Source organism: Winogradskyella vidalii (assembly GCF_013403955.1).
Lineage (GTDB): Bacteria > Bacteroidota > Bacteroidia > Flavobacteriales > Flavobacteriaceae > Winogradskyella > Winogradskyella vidalii.
Genome location: NZ_JABFDG010000004.1, coordinates 168,723 through 185,742 on the forward strand (window position 1 = coordinate 168,723; position 17,020 = coordinate 185,742).

14 protein-coding genes and 1 tRNA gene are annotated in these 17,020 nt (G+C 34.7%); 5 read left to right on the forward strand and 10 right to left on the reverse strand.

The genetic code is table 11. The features are described 5' to 3' along the window. Nucleotides 1–78: 78 nt before the first annotated feature. From HM982_RS11185 to mce, 5 genes are all read right to left on the reverse strand, one after another. A complete protein-coding gene (locus HM982_RS11185) occupies nt 79–1,275 on the reverse strand; it encodes a primase-helicase family protein (protein WP_179353276.1) in 1,197 nt (398 codons plus the stop codon). Further along, nucleotides 1,272–1,571 carry a helix-turn-helix transcriptional regulator gene (locus HM982_RS11190; RefSeq protein ID WP_115811674.1) on the reverse strand — a complete coding sequence of 100 codons (300 nt, stop codon included), beginning with the start codon at nt 1,569–1,571 and terminating at the stop codon, nt 1,272–1,274. Before HM982_RS11190 ends, HM982_RS11185 begins: the two co-directional genes overlap by 4 nt. A 157-nt stretch (nt 1,572–1,728) precedes the next feature. Next, nucleotides 1,729–2,103, reverse strand: coding sequence for a hypothetical protein (locus tag HM982_RS11195; RefSeq protein WP_179353278.1), 375 nt, complete (start codon nt 2,101–2,103; stop codon nt 1,729–1,731). 421 nt (nt 2,104–2,524) lie between these two features. Then, nucleotides 2,525–2,598: transfer RNA gene (locus tag HM982_RS11200), tRNA-Ile, on the reverse strand. A gap of 84 nt (nt 2,599–2,682) precedes the next feature. Next, nucleotides 2,683–3,087: a methylmalonyl-CoA epimerase gene (gene mce, locus HM982_RS11205; RefSeq protein ID WP_179353279.1), complete on the reverse strand. Its 405-nt coding sequence runs from the start codon at nt 3,085–3,087 to the stop codon at nt 2,683–2,685. A gap of 173 nt (nt 3,088–3,260) precedes the next feature. Between mce and rbfA the strand changes: the two genes are divergently transcribed. Both rbfA and HM982_RS11215 read left to right on the forward strand, forming a co-directional pair. After that, a complete protein-coding gene (gene rbfA, locus HM982_RS11210; RefSeq protein WP_179353281.1) occupies nt 3,261–3,659 on the forward strand; it encodes a 30S ribosome-binding factor RbfA in 399 nt (132 codons plus the stop codon). Next, nucleotides 3,660–4,862, forward strand: a complete 1,203-nt coding sequence (locus tag HM982_RS11215; protein ID WP_179353282.1) for an ABC transporter permease — start codon at nt 3,660–3,662, stop codon at nt 4,860–4,862. It begins immediately after the preceding gene. A 221-nt stretch (nt 4,863–5,083) separates the two neighbouring features. Here HM982_RS11215 and dusB read toward each other — a convergent pair whose 3' ends face one another. Beyond that, nucleotides 5,084–6,076: a tRNA dihydrouridine synthase DusB gene (gene dusB / locus HM982_RS11220; protein WP_179353284.1), complete on the reverse strand. Its 993-nt coding sequence runs from the start codon at nt 6,074–6,076 to the stop codon at nt 5,084–5,086. A 223-nt stretch (nt 6,077–6,299) separates the two neighbouring features. Next, nucleotides 6,300–7,544 (reverse strand): M28 family peptidase, encoded by a 1,245-nt coding sequence (locus tag HM982_RS11225; protein WP_179353286.1) that lies wholly within the window; start codon nt 7,542–7,544, stop codon nt 6,300–6,302. A gap of 109 nt (nt 7,545–7,653) precedes the next feature. Here HM982_RS11225 and HM982_RS11230 point away from each other — a divergent pair, with 109 nt between their 5' ends. Further along, nucleotides 7,654–8,763 carry a TolB family protein gene (locus tag HM982_RS11230; protein ID WP_179353288.1) on the forward strand — a complete coding sequence of 370 codons (1,110 nt, stop codon included), beginning with the start codon at nt 7,654–7,656 and terminating at the stop codon, nt 8,761–8,763. Nucleotides 8,764–8,876: 113 nt separating this feature from the next. Here the strand turns inward: HM982_RS11230 and HM982_RS11235 are convergent, their stop codons facing one another. Continuing rightward, the gene (locus HM982_RS11235) at nt 8,877–11,288 is read right to left on the reverse strand and encodes a TonB-dependent receptor domain-containing protein (RefSeq protein ID WP_179353289.1); all 2,412 of its coding nucleotides are present in this window, start codon (nt 11,286–11,288) and stop codon (nt 8,877–8,879) included. 153 nt (nt 11,289–11,441) lie between these two features. On the opposite strand from HM982_RS11235, the gene lepA reads away from it, so the two are divergent. Beyond that, nucleotides 11,442–13,238, forward strand: coding sequence for a translation elongation factor 4 (gene lepA / locus HM982_RS11240; RefSeq protein WP_179353291.1), 1,797 nt, complete (start codon nt 11,442–11,444; stop codon nt 13,236–13,238). A gap of 267 nt (nt 13,239–13,505) precedes the next feature. Here lepA and HM982_RS11245 read toward each other — a convergent pair whose 3' ends face one another. Further along, a complete protein-coding gene (locus HM982_RS11245; protein WP_179353293.1) occupies nt 13,506–15,437 on the reverse strand; it encodes a cation:proton antiporter in 1,932 nt (643 codons plus the stop codon). A 149-nt stretch (nt 15,438–15,586) separates the two neighbouring features. Continuing rightward, entirely contained in the window at nt 15,587–15,910 is a 324-nt protein-coding gene (locus HM982_RS11250) for a DUF202 domain-containing protein (protein ID WP_179353494.1), read from the reverse strand. A 194-nt stretch (nt 15,911–16,104) separates the two neighbouring features. On the opposite strand from HM982_RS11250, the gene HM982_RS11255 reads away from it, so the two are divergent. Beyond that, the gene (locus tag HM982_RS11255; protein ID WP_179353294.1) at nt 16,105–16,965 is read left to right on the forward strand and encodes an MBL fold metallo-hydrolase; all 861 of its coding nucleotides are present in this window, start codon (nt 16,105–16,107) and stop codon (nt 16,963–16,965) included. The last annotated feature ends 55 nt before the right edge of the window (nt 16,966–17,020 follow it).

Genomic DNA, 17,020 nt, shown 5'->3' on the forward strand with positions numbered 1-17,020 from the left:
AGAACTGATCATAAACTCTTGTATTACCTGTAAATAATAGATTTCCACATCATCATTTTATCATCATTTCATCGTTTTCTAAGCTTCACAAAAATATTCCGTTAGAAAATCCTTATGTATAGAATAGTATCGCCCCTTGGCATCCATCCACCCCAATCCTCCGTCCTGCCAAATCATTAATTTACTATAAGACATCGAGTTATCTTGATTCACTAACTTCCAGTCCCTTTTAAGAATATGTCTCAATTGGGTAAGATCCGTTTTGATACGTGTGCGGCTCAATAGCTGAAGGGCATCTAGTGGACATAAACATATTTCCTCTGTCTCCAAAGTCTCCATGGCACTAAGAAGAATACTAGCAAGCTCTTTCTCTACACGGTTTCGGTTGTTCTGCATTAAGTTTTCCAAAGCTTTGGTCTTAATTTGTGAAGGAGAGAACCACATTCTAGTTTTATTTACACTAATCAATTTTCGATGTTGTAAATGGTAAAGAAATGCAGCAATTTCGGATTCCAAGTATTCAAGAAACCGTGTTTCCTCTTTTTTTAAGGAAGGTATTCTCAATACCCAAAAACGGGTTTCATTGTTATCTATCTTAATAAAGTTATCCTCGTTGTTACTACAAAGAATAAATTTCCCAAAGAATTCTACTTCTCTTTTGTCTTTTCCTTTAGCTTCAATTTTATTAAAATTGGTTGTGCTCAAGTACTTAATCCGCTCTGTCAATTCTTCTTTATTAAAAAGCACCTCGTCTATACAAATCAAAAGCTTATTGGCCCAATCTGCATTGAATTGGCTACTAAAGCTATCATTGGTCAGATAAGTCAAATTATTGTCAAAAATCATTTTTAGCCATTTTAGAAAGGTCGTCTTACCGGTAGAACGCTCCTTGGACACCAAACATAAGATGGGTAGTATCTGGATGGGTTTTTCGAATAACAATTGTAAATAATCCATCCCTATATCCAATTGCTGACCAAAAATATGATCCAATAGTTTTAAAGTATAAGGAAATTCACCTTCTTCAGGTTTATGAGGCAAGGGAGCATACGTATTGTAGAAACCATGACACTCCCTTTGAAAGTCAATATGACTTGGAAGACAAGTGAACCCATCATATTTTTTTATGGTACCAATAAAACTTCTTCCATGATCTTGTCGAATTGTTTCCAATGTCCATGGTACAATGATTTCATTAAAATGTCCAGCAATAGTTGGCACTTGTACTGATTTATAATAGGACGTTCCCACTCGGATGTATGTTGCGTCATTCATAATCCTGATTTTCTATTTCGCAGCATCTGTTTATTAAACTGCAATTCCAGGAATTCATCAGAAAGATTGGGTTCTCCTAAAAGCCATTCATCAATCTCTGCTTTACTGAAGAATAATTGACGGATGTGTTTGTTTTTGCCTGTTGGTATGAGTTTTAACTGCGAGAGTTTGTATATTTTACTCTTGGACAGACCTGTGTATTTGACAAGGTCATTGATATTCAATACTTTTTTGCTGTGTGAAAGCAGACCTTTAATATCCTGCAATAACTCCACAACATTTTCTTGCTCATTCATAATCTTTATGTTTTAAGAATTAATAATGAGTAAAAGGCCTTTCACTTCAATTGTACAGAACAAACATATGACGTTAAATACAGTAAAAACAATAGAGAAATGACGATTGCTTTAGGATTGCCCTAAGTTTTCCCTATAAATTGAAAGATTATAAATATTAAGAGATACCCAACGCATTTGAAATGTCCCTTCGCATATCATCATAACTCCCTTCTTCGGTCGCAGAACACCATTTGGAGTAACTCGAAGGAAGCGTATTTTGATTTATTTCTGAGTCTTGAAACGTAAAGCGTTTCGACATAAGGATATTTAATGACTCTTTGGGTTTGGTTTCCATTCTAAAGATCCCTCCACGCACTATCAAATCCAAAAAAGTAAATAAAAACCGAATGTTTCCAGATTGTTTGTTCTTAGGCGTTTCTCTTATTACAATTTTTTGCACTGCGGGGAGCCCATTGATTAACCTCAAAAGATTCTCAACATCATTATTATCAAAACCAAAAAAAACGGTATCGATTCTTGATTGAGACAACTTTAAAAAAGAAAAACCTTGTATATTGTTTTTGAACAATCTCTCAGATTTAAACCAAGTAATCACCATCAACAATGACAAACTAAATAATAATGTAACGAAAATGTAGCTTGCAATAATTTGTATCAAGGAATAAGCTACAGTAGAAATTAAAAAATAAAGCGTTAATGGTATTATGCAAAATAATATTAAAACGACAATAGAAAGTTTGTCAGTGGTTAACAAGCCATATCTTACCCAGAGAAGTTTAAATTCCTTTCTACTTTGATATAACCAATTCGCGAATATTTCACCTAATCGTTCCACATTCTAAAGATAAGAATAAATGAAAACAAAAGAAACACCAATTGTTGTACAGATGTTGTACTGGTGCAAAAAAAGAAAACCTCTCGATTTCTCGAAAGGCTTGTCTTTATTGCAGTGGTCCCACATGGACTCGAACCATGGACCACCTGATTATGAGTCAGGTGCTCTAACCAACTGAGCTATAGGACCATTGACATTTGTCAATCTCTTTATTTCTAAAGCGAGTGCAATATTACTACATATTTTAAAACTCTACAAGAAAAATAAACCGTTTTAATCCTTTATATCTTGACAGAGCTCAATTAAAACACCATTGGTTGATTTTGGATGCAAAAAAGCAATTAATTTATTGTCGGCCCCTTGCTTAGGTTGTTTGTGAATCATTGTAAAGCCTTCGTTGGTTAAGCGCTGAATTTCAGACTCAATATCATCAACCGCAAAAGCAATGTGATGCATGCCCTCCCCTTTTTTAGCAATAAATTTAGCGATAGGACTGGCGTCATTAGTAGCCTGAAGTAATTCGATTTTATTTGGTCCACATTTAAAAAAAGATGTTTTTACGCCTTCGCTTTCTACGTCTTCAATTTTATAATGGTCTTTACCGAATAAGGCTTTAAATACTTGATTGGAATTTTCAATGTCTTTTACAGCAATGCCGATATGCTCTATTTTTTTCATCCTTAGTGCCCGTGAAAACGGGTATCTTTTTATTTATTATTCCTTATTATTAAAAAAGATTTCTTGTTTCAGTAACCGCTTAAACGGAAATCTCATTAATAATTTACTTTCAAAAATAAGATAATCCTTAAATATCCGCTACTTTTGCAGTTGATTAGTTAGACTGGGACATTATGGAAGAATTTACACAAAGACAGAAAAAAATAGGAGGCATCCTTCAACAAGATTTAGCAGAAGTATTACAAAAAGCAGCGACAGACGGTGGTTTGCGCGGTGTTATTATTTCTGTGAGTAAAGTTAATGTTACTACAGACCTCTCTGTAGCTAAGGTCTATCTTAGTATTTTTCCTAACAAAGAAGCGCAGCCTTTATTAGAAGGTATAAGATCTAATAAACCACTTATTAGACACGAGTTATCTCAACGTACACGTCACCAACTAAGACGTATGCCACAATTAGAATTCTTTATTGACGATTCTTTAGAATATATTGATGGTATAGAGCGTTCTTTAAAAGGTGAAGATGATCCTCTTAAAGATCCCGATTTATTAAGTAAGCGTAAAAAATCTTAAGTGAATTTTCCTTTATATATAGCAAAACGTTACCTGCTTTCTAAAAGTAGTAATAATGCTATTAATATTATGACCTTAATTGCGTCTGGTGGGGTTATTATTGCTTCATCAGCACTTTTTATCGTCCTTTCGGTATTTGCGGGCTTAAAGGATTACAGCCTTAATTTTTCTTCTTTTGTTGATCCTGATTTAAAATTAATCCCTTCAGAAGGGAAATCGTTTCAATGGTCCGAACAGGAAGCTCATACACTCTTAAAAATAGATGGTGTTGCTAATTATTCTGAAATAATAGAGGAACGTATTTTTATTCGGTCTGAAAACAAAAATTTAGTCGCCACCCTAAAAGGCGTGGATGAAAACTACTTAAAGGTTACCAATATTGATACCATGGTAACGAAAGGAGATTGGATTACACCAAATAGTAATGAAGTGGTTTCGGGTTGGGGAATTTCTAATAATCTCTCCTTTGGTATTATTAATTACTTGAAACCTTTATCACTTTATGTGCCTAAAGTAGGAAAAGGGCAGTCTAGCTCACCTAAAGGCTATTATAATTCGGTGTATGTAAATAACGTTGGACTGTTTGAAATTAACGAAAAACTGAATAATAATTATATTTTTTCAGATATCGAACTCGCTAAATACTTATTGAGTTATAAAGACCGACAATTAAGTGCTTTAGAGCTTAAATTGTCAGCAGACGCTAATGAAAATGACGTTAGAACACAGCTTGAAACCACCTTTGGTAATAAATTCAATATAAAAAACCGAGCTGAACTTAACGATGCGCTTTTTAAGATGTTGAATACCGAAAACCTCGCGATTTACCTCATCTTTACTTTAGTGATTATCATTGCGCTTTTTAATGTGATTGGTGCTATTATTATGATGATTTTAGACCGAAAAAAATCTTTGAATACCTTATTTAGTTTAGGTACTGAGACTAAGGCTATAAAATCTATTTTCTTCTTACAGGGGAGTTTAATGACCGTTATTAGTGGTCTTATTGGGGTTACTATTGGACTCGTGGTTGTCTTTTTACAGCAACATTTTGAATTTGTAATGCTGACTCCCGATTTGGCTTACCCGGTGCGTTTTCATTTTTCTAATGTGCTTATTGTACTGGCTACTATCTTTACGTTGGGAATAATTGCTTCTAAAATTGCTTCGCAACGGATTACGCCTGGGTTGATAAAGGGTTGATTTTTAAAGTTTGGTGACTTGGTGTGGAAAGTTGTTACACGGAGAAAATCAGACACTAAATTTATTAATCAATTTGAATGCTTAGCGACTTCGCGTGAAAGTTGCAACACAGAGGTACACGGAGTAAAAAAGACAATAATTGCTCTAATTTTTATCAAATTCTTCATTCATAATTCTTCGTGCTTCATGCTTCGTGCTTCCAACTCCTAACTTCCAACTTTTTACTCAAACTGATAATCCGAAAACTTATCTAACACCTCATCAAAGGCTGCAAAAACGTCTTTAGAGTCGTCACTGGTGACCATTTTCATGCGGTATTCCTTAAAGTGTGGAATGCCTTTAAAATAGTTGGTATAATGTCTTCGGGTTTCAAAAACACCTAAGGTCTCCCCTTTCCAATCTATTGCCATTTGCAAATGTCTTCTAGCGGCTTCTACACGTTCGGCTAAAGAAATTGGACCTAAATGTTCTCCAGTTTCAAAAAAGTGTTTCACTTGTTTAAAAAACCATGGATTTCCTATAGAAGCTCTACCAATCATAGCACCATCTAAGCCATAAGAATCGCGCATGAGCATCGCTTTTTCTGGGGTATCTACATCGCCATTTCCAAATACAGGAATATGCATACGCGGATTATTTTTTACCTCGGCAATAGGTTTCCAGTCGGCTTCCCCTTTATACATTTGCGCTCGGGTTCTGCCGTGTATAGAAATTGCTTTACAGCCTACATCTTGTAAACGCTCGGCCACCTCAACAATTTTTATAGAATCGTGATCCCAACCTAAACGGGTTTTAACGGTCACAGGTAAATTGGTGCGTTTAACCATTTCGGCAGTGAGTTGTTCCATTAAACAGATATCTTTTAAAATACCTGCTCCTGCGCCTTTAGATACTACCTTTTTAACCGGACAACCAAAATTAATATCAATGATATCAGGATTGGATTTTTCTACAATATCAATGGTCTGCAACATGCTTTCCATATTGGCACCAAAAATCTGAATCCCTACAGGACGTTCTTTTTCGTAGATATCTAATTTCATAACGCTTTTTGCAGCATTACGAATTAAGCCTTCACTACTTACAAATTCCGTATACACCACATCTGCGCCTTGCTCCTTGCAAAGTGCTCTAAATGGTGGATCGCTGACATCTTCCATCGGTGCTAAGAGTAAAGGAAAGTCGGGTAATTCTATGTCGCCTATTTTAACCAAGTCTATTTATTTTGACGCAAAATTAGGGCTTTTTATTAAAAGACCTACTAGAATCTAAAACCCTAGTAAATCTCCCTTAGGAAGATTCATAACTTATGTTTTAAATAAAGTTCAATCTCTCTAAAATACAAGACCTCAAAAGGCATTGAAAACCTCCGAGGCCTATATGTTATTTCTCCGTATGAGTAGTAATCTTACCTTGGGAAGGGTTGGAATAGGCTGATTAAAACTGAACCTTAGTATCAATCACTTCTTTACCTCGTTTTACCGTAATAGCAGCTTCATCACCATTATCAAACACCGATAAGGCACGCATATAACTCATCATATCTGTGATGGTGCTGTCGCCTAGTTTTACTACTACATCGCCTTTTTGTAAACCGGCGTTAAAAGCAGGAGTTTCTTCTCGTGTTCCATCGATTCGCATGCCTTTTCCGTCGTATAAATAATCTGGAACCACGCCTAAACCGACTTTAAAACGTGGTGTTTCTTCACTTTCGTTCTTCGTTTTTCTGAAGGCTAATTCGCCATTATCATCTAAATCTGTAATAATATCAAAAATATAATCTGAAATAAGGTTCATACCTTCGTAATTCAACTTATCGGCGTCATCACTTGGTTTGTGGTAATCTTCATGCTGACCTGTAAAAAAATGCAATACCGGAATATCAATTAAATAAAATGAAGTATGATCACTTGGTCCTACGCCACTTTCATTTTCAACTATATTGAATTTATCGTTGTTTGATTTTAAGGTTTGCTTAAACATTGGTGAGGTTCCTGTACCATAAACCGCTAAAGTGCTATCGGTTTTCATTCTACCAACCATATCCATATTAATCATGTAATTAATAGCTTCTGAATCGATTGTTGGATTTTTAGAAAAGTAATTAGAACCCAATAATCCCATTTCTTCACCAGAAAAAGCTAAAAACAAATAGTTGTTGTGGTCTTTAATTTCAGCACTCTCGTTTTTCACTTTTAAGCGACTCGCTAAATTTAGCATAATTGCAACGCCACTGGCATTATCGTCAGCACCATTATGTATCGCTTTGTCTTCGCCTCTGTATAAAGAGCCATCGCCGCCATACCCTAAATGATCGTAGTGTGCTCCGATTACAATGGTCTGACTGGCATTATTATCAATAAAACCAATAACGTTGTGACCAGTTATAGTACTGTCAGCATTGGTAGTGAATTCAACTTCACTATGCGGGTCTGTTTTAGGTTTGAATGAAAAGGACTGTAAAAAACCGTCTGTTCCTTTGGGTTGTATTCCCATAGCTTTAAAACGTTTGATAAGATATTCGGACGCTAAAATTTCGCCTTGAGTTCCGGTTTGGCGACCTTCTAGTTTGTCATCAGCTAAAAAAGCCACGTCTTCCTTTATCTTGTTTTCGGCCACTTTTGGTTCGGTTTTACAAGCGGTTATTCCTGCTAAAAGCAATAAAAAGAGTAATTTTTTCATATTGAAATCTTATTTTTACACAAAATTAGGCATTAATTCTTAAGAAGACCTACAGGATAAGCTACCAAAATAAATTTGGTACACAGCTTGAAGGATAAACCATTATTGTATGAAATCTCATTACCTATTAGTTTTATTAGTACTTACCTTATCTTTTTCATGTAAAAACGATACTTCAAAAGCTACCACGGATACGACGTCTGGCGCCACTGAAACCTATGATTCTTTAATTTACCCTGAAGAAACACATTTTAAATCGATGCGACAAGTCACTTACGGTGGCGATAATGCTGAAGCCTATTGGAGCTTTGATGATAAACAATTGGTGTTTCAATCTAATAATAAAAAATGGGATGTTGATTGTGATCAAATGTTCTTAATGGATGCTAATGAAACCTTTACGGATAGTATTGCACCGCCTATGGTAAGTACGGGAAAAGGGCGAACTACATGTTCTTATTTTATGCCCGACAACAAACACATTATTTATGCCTCTACACATCTTGGGAATGATTTTTGCCCAGAAACGCCACTTCGTAAAAATGGAAAATACATTTGGCCAATTTATGATAGCTACGATATTTTTGTGGCGGATTTAGAAGGTAATATTGTACAACAATTAACCAATGAAGAAGGTTATGATGCTGAGCCAACGGTTTCTCCACAAGGCGATAAAATTGTATTCACCTCGACCAGAAGTGGTGATTTAGAATTGTATACCATGAATCTTGATGGTAGCGATGTAAAACAAATCACGGACGAATTAGGTTACGATGGTGGTGCTTTCTTTTCACCAGATGGCACTAAAATAATCTTTAGATCATCGCGTCCTAAAACGGAAGAGGAAATTAAAGAGTATAAGGATTTATTAGCTGAAGGTTTGGTTCAACCAACGGAAATGGAATTGTATATCTGTAATGCGGATGGGTCTGACTTACGTCAGTTAACCGATTTGGGTAATGCCAATTGGAGTCCGTTTTTTCATCCTTCGGGTGAGAAAATATTGTTTTCTTCTAATTTTGAATCGGAACGAGGTTTTCCTTTCAATTTATATTTAATTGATATTGATGGTAAGAATTTAAAACGTGTTACGCATAGTGAAACTTTTGATGCATTCCCTGTGTTTTCTAATGATGGAAAGTACCTAGCCTTTTCTTCTAACCGAAATAATGGTGGTGGACGTGATACGAATTTGTTTATTGCGGAATGGCAGGATTAACAAAATACCTTTGCAAAAAGGAATCATCATAGTTTCGATGACTGATAAACACCCTTATATTGTACCTAACGGCACAACTTTACATTTCTATTTAAATAAAGAACGTACTATTACTACTGCATATCTTTAAGTCGTTGACGTTCTTCTGCGTTGGTTGAACGTTCATTAGTGTTAAGTTTTGTGTTTCCAAAATTATATCGGAAGCCTAATTTAACATAGCGATTATCATCATCTACAAAACCGGAACTCGATTGGTTGAGATAATCAACTGTGGTTTCGTAATCATGAAGATTAAACAGGTCTTCAACCGAGAGAGAGATTATACCTTTTTTATTTAAAATAGATTTTGAGACACTTAACTCAGTAATTAAGCGATCTCCAACAGTTTGAAATTGTTGTAAGTTCTTACCAACCCAAGTCAATGCTAGACTCATATTTAAACTCTGATCGTCTAATAATGATACACTGTTATATAAAATACTATAATTAGACCATTGGTCTTGTTCTACAAAGCCTTCCCCAAAATTAGCTTCTTCTGAAATGTTGTAAAATGAGGTAACAAAATAAAGGTTCCAGATACTGGTTGGATAATAATCAAAAACAAAATCGAAACCGTATTCTACTTTTTTATCAAGATTTGTAGGTGTATAAGCAATGGTATTCGTCGTGTTGTTTTGTCGTGGTAACTCTACAATATCGCCATCAAAATTCATATAGTAAGCTTCAACTGTAAAATGTTCTAAAAAGTTGGTACCTATTTTATAATGGTCTCTATAGGTTGGCACCAAATTAGGATTACCTAATACCACAGTGTTTTCATTTAAAAAGAATGTAAAGGGATTTAAGTCTGTATAATTGGGACGTGAAATACTACGTTTATAAGTTCCATATACACTTACGTCTTCTAATAGCTGATACGATAAACTTGCATTAGGAAACCAATCTAAATACTCCTGTGTATTGGTTTCACTTAAGGTTTCAGATTCGCCTTCCACATTGGTTTGCTCTAGCCTTAACCCCAAATTAAGATTCCATTTATCCCATGATTTGGCATAGTTGGTATAGGCGGCAAATACATTTTCTTCATATTTAAAAGCGTCTGTATTATTGGTATCTATAGTTTCAGATTCGCCAATAATATCATATTTAGTAATATCACTATCTGTATTTACATGCGAGTATTTTATACCCGCTTCAAAACTAGAACTGTCGTTAATAGGTAAGTTATAATCAACTTTACCCGTTAAAATATTGGTGTTTTGATTGGCGTTGGTATTAAACTCAGAACGGTCATCAAATTGGTTATTACTATCATAATTATTAGTTATTACATTTTGCGCGCGTTCATAATCGTAAATTGTATGATGGGCATTAAATGTTAGATTGGCACTATTATCAAAATCGTGTCTAAAAATTAAATCGGTACCAATGTTGTATTTGTCGTCACTAGAAAAATTATCAGCTGTAAAACGCGATAAGAAATTTAAATTTTGGTCTGTAATATTCGTGTTATTTCTAATTTTATATTCAAAATCTGGTGTATAAAGTCCTGTACTTGTTAAACTCAAGGTGTTCTTATCGTTAATATAATAGTCAAAATTAAGATTAAGATGATGAGTTTTAGTCCACGAATTTCTGTTGGTATTTGAGGTCCATATTTCGTCTATTTCATTAGAGTTATCTAAATAATTCACTGTATCGTCTTGATCTCTATTGATTTTTTTATCGGTATAACTATAGTTTACATTAAGGTTGACCTTATTATTTTTAAAATAATGGCTGGTTCCCGCATTGTATCTCGGAAAAACACCTTGTGTATAATTGGCATATACACTGCCTCTATAACCTGTAACCAAGTTTTTACTCATTATAATATTTATCACAGCACCTGAATCGGCATCATAACTCGCCGGTGGATTAGTGATGACCTCAACCGATTTAATACTGTTTGCAGGTGCACTTTCTAGTAGGTTAATTAATTCTTCTGAAGTAAGTTGCACACGTCGGTTATTAATGTACACTGCTGCTGGTGCGCTTTTAATATTGATATTGCCCTCAGATACAATAATACCTGGTGTATTTTTTAAAACATTAAGTGTAGAACCTTCTGATAATGCTGTGTTTTCAACATTAAAAATTAAGCGATCAGGTTGGCGTATTATGGTTGGTTTTTTAGCCACAACAGTAACTTCATCTAAGTTTTCGGGAATTTCGCTAAGTTGAATTGTTTTTAGATCTAGATTTCCTGTTAACACTATTTTTTGATGAAACTCTTGAAAACCAATATAACTTACACGTAGGAAAAAAGTAGTCTCAGATAAGCTAGTTAACTCAAAAAAACCGCTATCATCAGTAGAAGTTCCTGTGAGATAATCACCTTCACTTTCTGTTAAAATAACCACATTTGCTAATACAATGGGGGTATTGTTTTGATCTACTACTTGTCCTGAAATTGAAAAATCTTGTCCTGACACCGAAAAAGAAGCTATAAAAAAGATGGTGCAGAAACGTAGGAAAAAGTTCATAAACAGGGTTTAAGATGCAAGGTAATAATAGTTTTTTAATTTTTATTGCGGTTTTTCCGCATTAAAAGACATTTTACAAAACAAATTTAAGATGCATTAAAGCACAAGAAATCGATTATATTTGCAAATTACACACTGCCTTAGAAAAGAGACATGAAGCATATACGAAACTTTTGCATTATTGCACATATAGACCACGGAAAAAGTACCTTAGCCGATCGCTTACTAGATGTAACGGGCTCTGTAACTGCCCGCGAGCAACAAGCCCAACTTTTAGATAGTATGGATTTGGAGCGTGAACGTGGTATTACCATAAAATCGCATGCCATACAAATGGACTATGTCTATGAAGGCGAAAACTATGTCCTTAATCTCATTGATACACCAGGTCACGTGGATTTCTCTTATGAAGTTTCGCGTTCTATTGCTGCTTGTGAAGGCGCTTTATTAATTGTAGACGCCGCACAAAGTATCCAAGCACAAACCATTTCTAACCTTTATTTAGCATTAGAAAATGATTTAGAAATTATTCCGGTATTAAATAAAGTGGATTTACCAAGTGCTAACCCTGAAGAAGTGACTGATGATATTGTTGATCTTTTAGGTTGTGACCCCGAAGAAGTGATTCATGCTAGTGGAAAAACAGGTTTTGGTGTCGAAAATATTTTAAAAGCCATTATTGAACGTATTCCTGCTCCAAAAGGTAATGTCGATGAACCACTACAAGCCTTAATATTTGATTCCGTATATAACACATTTAGAGGTATTGAAACCTATTTTAGAGTCTTTAACGGTGAAATTAAAAAAGGGCAAAAAATTAAATTCGTCGCTACAGATAAAGAATATTTTGCAGACGAAGTAGGAACTTTAAAATTAACTCAAATAGCAAAGCAAAGTGTAAAAGCTGGAGATGTGGGCTATTTAATTACAGGTATTAAAACCGCTAAAGAAGTAAAAGTAGGTGATACCATTACCGACTTTGCTAACCCAACAACCAATGTTATTGGAGGGTTTGAGGATGTTAAGCCTATGGTATTTGCAGGTATCTATCCTGTAGACACTGAAGATTACGAAGAGTTAAGAAATTCTATGGAGAAGCTTCAACTTAATGATGCTTCTTTAGTTTTTCAGCCCGAAAGTTCAGCTGCTTTAGGATTTGGTTTCCGTTGTGGATTTTTAGGAATGTTGCATATGGAAATTATTCAAGAACGTTTAGAGCGTGAGTTTGATATGACCGTGATTACAACGGTTCCTAACGTATCCTATCATGCTTATACTAATAAAAATCCTGATGAAGCTTTTATTGTTAATAATCCAAGTGATTTACCAGAACCAACTACCGTAAATAGGGTAGAAGAGCCCTTTATAAAAGCAACTATCATTACCAAGTCTGATTTTGTAGGTAACGTGATGAGCCTTTGTATTGAAAAACGTGGTATGATTGTTAATCAGACCTATTTGACTACAGAACGTGTTGAGTTAATTTTTGAAATGCCACTAGCAGAAATTGTCTTTGATTTCTACGACCGCTTAAAAACAGTCTCTAAAGGCTATGCCTCGTTTGATTATTCTCCAATTGGCATGAAGGTGTCTAAATTGGTAAGATTAGACGTTTTATTAAATGCACAACCTGTTGATGCTCTTTCGGCATTAATTCACGCTGATAATGCGCATCATATTGGTAAAAAGATGTGTGAAAAGTTAAAGGAATTAATCCCAAGACAACAGTTTGATATTCCAATTCAAGCAGCTATTGGAGCTAAAATTATTGCTCGTGAAACTGTAAAAGCACTTCGAAAAGATGTAACCGCTAAATGTTATGGTGGTGATATTTCTCGTAAGCGTAAATTACTTGAAAAACAGAAAAAAGGTAAAAAACGTATGCGCCAAGTTGGTAATGTAGAAATACCTCAACAAGCATTTATGGCGGTTTTAAAGTTGAATGATTAATTCAATTCCTGTTTAAACTGGCGCGCTTTTTCAAAGCGTGACTATTATTTAATACAATGATTATCTTATACTTACGAAATATAAGTATAAGATAATCTATAGTACACAACCCACTTTTATAACCATCACTAATATTAATTGGGTGGACTTGTTTTCTAAATCTATAATATTTAAAATACTAGACGACTCCTTAAATTATTGTATCGCAAATAAAGGTCTAATGCACGTGCATATGATTATAAGCTCTGAGAATCATAAATTTGTAATTTAGAGGCCCTTATTTAATCCGTTTTGTTGAGCGTCTTCTTTAACGACTTTCTCGACATCAAAAGGCTTGCCCAAATACACCAATTTAAAACCTTGACTGATAGCTTCTGCTTTGCTGTCGTACACGGATATGATATGGAGTTCACCATCATCATCTTTTAAAAATAACGGAATCATAAATTTATCTTTGCTTGCCACTTCTATAAGGCTTTCATAGTGTGCTGCATCATCTAAATCGACTTCTTGTATGGCAGGATATTTTCTAATGACTTCGGTTAAATTAATATAATCATCTGTAGGCGAGAATAAACCCTCCTTCGGACTTTTCTCAGGAGAATTCATTTCATCAGAAGTGACTAGTCTATAAGCGCCATTCTCACCAAATTCTTTACTAAATTTCTCAATAACATAAGCATTAATATCCGAGTTTCCGGTCATTGCCATTATATAGCCCACATCATTTAACTCAATATTATCCGAAAGGGTATCCGCATAAATATTAGAACTTAGCGCTTCAAGACCTAATTCTTTGGCCTTGTCAATATTATTTTGATTACTATCTATTAATACCACATGGCGCCCATTGTTGACTAAATAGTGGCCTAATAACCGTGATAATTTTGAAGCGCCAACAATTAAGATGCCATTAGATTTGGTTAAAAACACCCCAACTAATCGCGCAAATAAACGGGCTGTTGTAGCATTTAGTAAAACCGTCCCTAAAACTATCATAAATACTAAAGGCGTAATGTATTCAGCACCTTCTATGCCTTGTTTCATAAGTTTACTACCAAAAAGTGATGCAATACCTGCGGCGACTATACCACGAGGGCCAACCCAACTTATAAACAACTTCTCATTAAAATTTAGCTTAGAGCCATAAGTACTTACAAAAACAGCAAAAGGTCTAACTAAAAAGACAACGATAGCAAAAAGTATCGCTGTTTTCCAGGTGTAAAGCAATAATAAATCATCGATATTAATATTAGCAGCTAAGAGAATAAATAAAATAGAGATTAATAATACACTTAACGATTCTTTAAAATAGAGGAGTTCCTTTAAATTTTCGATTTTGCTATTTCCTAGAACCATACCCATCACCACAACAGCTAGTAAACCAGATTCGTGTGCAAATAATTCAGATTCTACAAAAACAAGTAATACCGTTGACAGTGAAACTACATTTAATAAATAATGCGGAATCAGTTTTTTATTAATCGCAAAAGCTAAAGCATGGGCAAACGTAAATCCGAAAGTAGTGCCAAACAATACAATTTTTCCAAACTCAATAAGCGCCGTTTTAGTAAAACCACTATCGCCACCAACACTTATAAACTCAAAGACTAAAACGGCTACTAAGGCACCAATAGGATCAATAAGAATCCCTTCCCATTTTAAAACCGTTGAGACATCTTTTTTAAGTGGAATATTACGTAAAATAGGAGTGATTACTGTGGGTCCCGTAACAATAATAAGACCCGCAAATAGGAATGATAAATCCCAACTTAAGTTAAAAATATAATGTGCAACAATTCCGGATCCAAAAAACGTAATCGCAGAACCAACGGTAATAAGTTTCGTAATTACAGGTCCTACATTTTTTAACTCGGCGCGTTTTAAAGTTAAGCCACCTTCAAATAAAATAATACTTATGGCAAGGGACACAAAATAGTATAAACTATCGCCAGGAAACAAGCCCTTTCCAGGAATTATTTTTCCGTCCTCATCTAAAATGGGCTTACCAAATTCGTCTAATATCGGATTGTAAATTGGTTCAATCCATTTGGTACCATCTTCACTTAAAAACTGTGCAGCAATAGGACCTACTAATAAACCAATTAGGATTAAAGGTAAAATCGCCGGAATCTTAAACTTCCAAGCCACCCATTGTGCTAATATTCCAAGGATAATGATTCCTGCTAATTCTAACATGTATCTACTTTTTTGTGAAAGTACTAAATTCTACTTTTATAGGCAGCTTCAAATATATTTATAATACTTAATAAATGGTTATTTGTAAAATTGAAAGGTAAAATTTTAGACCTAATAAAAGAAATTAATAAGCCCTTATAGAAGTCACTTTACGCGGTCTCATCTTCAGATTCTTTTTCTTCAGATTTGTAATACAAATGTTTTAAACTCTTTTTTAAAAGTGTGAATCGGTAGACACCAATAATAAAAAATATCACACTAAAAATCAGTGCGGTTAATGCTAAATATTCAAAATTTGCAAACTCTTTTAATTGAAAAAGTGCAATGGCACCTAATAGTAAATAAAGTGATGATCTTATGTAAGATAGAAGTGTACGCTCATTGGCTAAACGTGTGCGTTCAATAGCAAGATAGTCTCTTAAAATAACTTGTTGATCGGGTTTAAAATCGCGCCCAAATCGCAACAATTTCATTTTCTTAATTTGCAATGGTGCTTTTATTATGCGTTTCATTTTAAAGGGAGATTTTATACCTAAATATAATTATTTTTAAAAGGAGTTTAAAGCGATAAGGTGCTAATTGTTAAATATCCTGTAATAATTAGCGCTTTAATCGTTTTATTTTGGCGCTTTTAGTAATTTGCGTAGTTCAACAATAACGTATTCATATGCAGTTATATCCAATCCAAGCCGGAAACTTTAAACTCGATGGTGGCGCCATGTTTGGCGTGGTACCAAAACCATTATGGCAGCGCACCAATCCTGCTGATAACAATAACATGATAGACATTGCAGCACGCTGTTTATTAATAGAAGATGGCGACCGTCTCATTTTAATTGACACCGGTATGGGTGACAAACAAAATGACAAGTTTTTTGGCTATTATTACCTTTGGGGTGATGATACTATAGATAAATCATTAGCGGCTCATGGTTTTCATCGTGATGATATTACAGACGTGTTTATGACGCATCTTCATTTTGATCATTGTGGTGGAAGTATTCAGTGGAATAAAGACCGAACCGGCTACGAGCCAGCATTTAAGAATGCCCATTTTTGGAGCAATGAAAATCATTGGAAGTGGGCTACCCAACCCAACCGAAGAGAACGTGCTTCATTTTTAAAGGAAAATATTCTTCCTATGGAAGAAAGTGGACAATTGAAGTTTACAGGGGTCTCTGATCAGCATATTTTAAAAGATTCTGCTTTAGGTTTTGATATCTTCTTTGCTGATGGTCATACCGATAAACAAATGATACCGATGCTACAATACCAAGGAAAAACCATTTGTTTTATGGCCGATTTACTACCAACTGTGGGTCATTTGCCTATGCCATTTGTTATGGGTTATGATACAAGACCTTTATTAACGCTCGATGAAAAAGAGGTGTTTTTAAATATGGCAGCCGATAATAATTTCTATCTCTTTTTAGAACATGATGCGCATAACGAAATCATTACCGTTAAGCATACCGAAAAGGGGGTAAGGCTCAATGAAACATTTACTACAAAAGCACTATTTAACTAAAGTGTAAAAAACAGAACAACAAACATGTAAAAGTTGTACCATCCTAGTAATGATG

Excerpts from the sequence above, each read along its gene's own strand:
- HM982_RS11245 (WP_179353293.1), bottom strand. The coding sequence starts at position 15,437 with ATGTTAGAATTAGCAGGAATCATTATCCTTGGAATATTAGCACAATGG.
- HM982_RS11225 (WP_179353286.1), bottom strand. The coding sequence starts at position 7,544 with ATGAAAAAATTACTCTTTTTATTGCTTTTAGCAGGAATAACCGCTTGT.
- HM982_RS11230 (WP_179353288.1), top strand. The coding sequence starts at position 7,654 with ATGAAATCTCATTACCTATTAGTTTTATTAGTACTTACCTTATCTTTT.
- HM982_RS11235 (WP_179353289.1), bottom strand. The coding sequence starts at position 11,288 with ATGAACTTTTTCCTACGTTTCTGCACCATCTTTTTTATAGCTTCTTTT.
- HM982_RS11185 (WP_179353276.1), bottom strand. The coding sequence starts at position 1,275 with ATGAATGACGCAACATACATCCGAGTGGGAACGTCCTATTATAAATCA.
- HM982_RS11255 (WP_179353294.1), top strand. The coding sequence starts at position 16,105 with ATGCAGTTATATCCAATCCAAGCCGGAAACTTTAAACTCGATGGTGGC.
- HM982_RS11250 (WP_179353494.1), bottom strand. The coding sequence starts at position 15,910 with ATGAAATTGTTGCGATTTGGGCGCGATTTTAAACCCGATCAACAAGTT.
- rbfA (WP_179353281.1), top strand. The coding sequence starts at position 3,261 with ATGGAAGAATTTACACAAAGACAGAAAAAAATAGGAGGCATCCTTCAA.
- HM982_RS11190 (WP_115811674.1), bottom strand. The coding sequence starts at position 1,571 with ATGAATGAGCAAGAAAATGTTGTGGAGTTATTGCAGGATATTAAAGGT.
- mce (WP_179353279.1), bottom strand. The coding sequence starts at position 3,087 with ATGAAAAAAATAGAGCATATCGGCATTGCTGTAAAAGACATTGAAAAT.
- lepA (WP_179353291.1), top strand. The coding sequence starts at position 11,442 with ATGAAGCATATACGAAACTTTTGCATTATTGCACATATAGACCACGGA.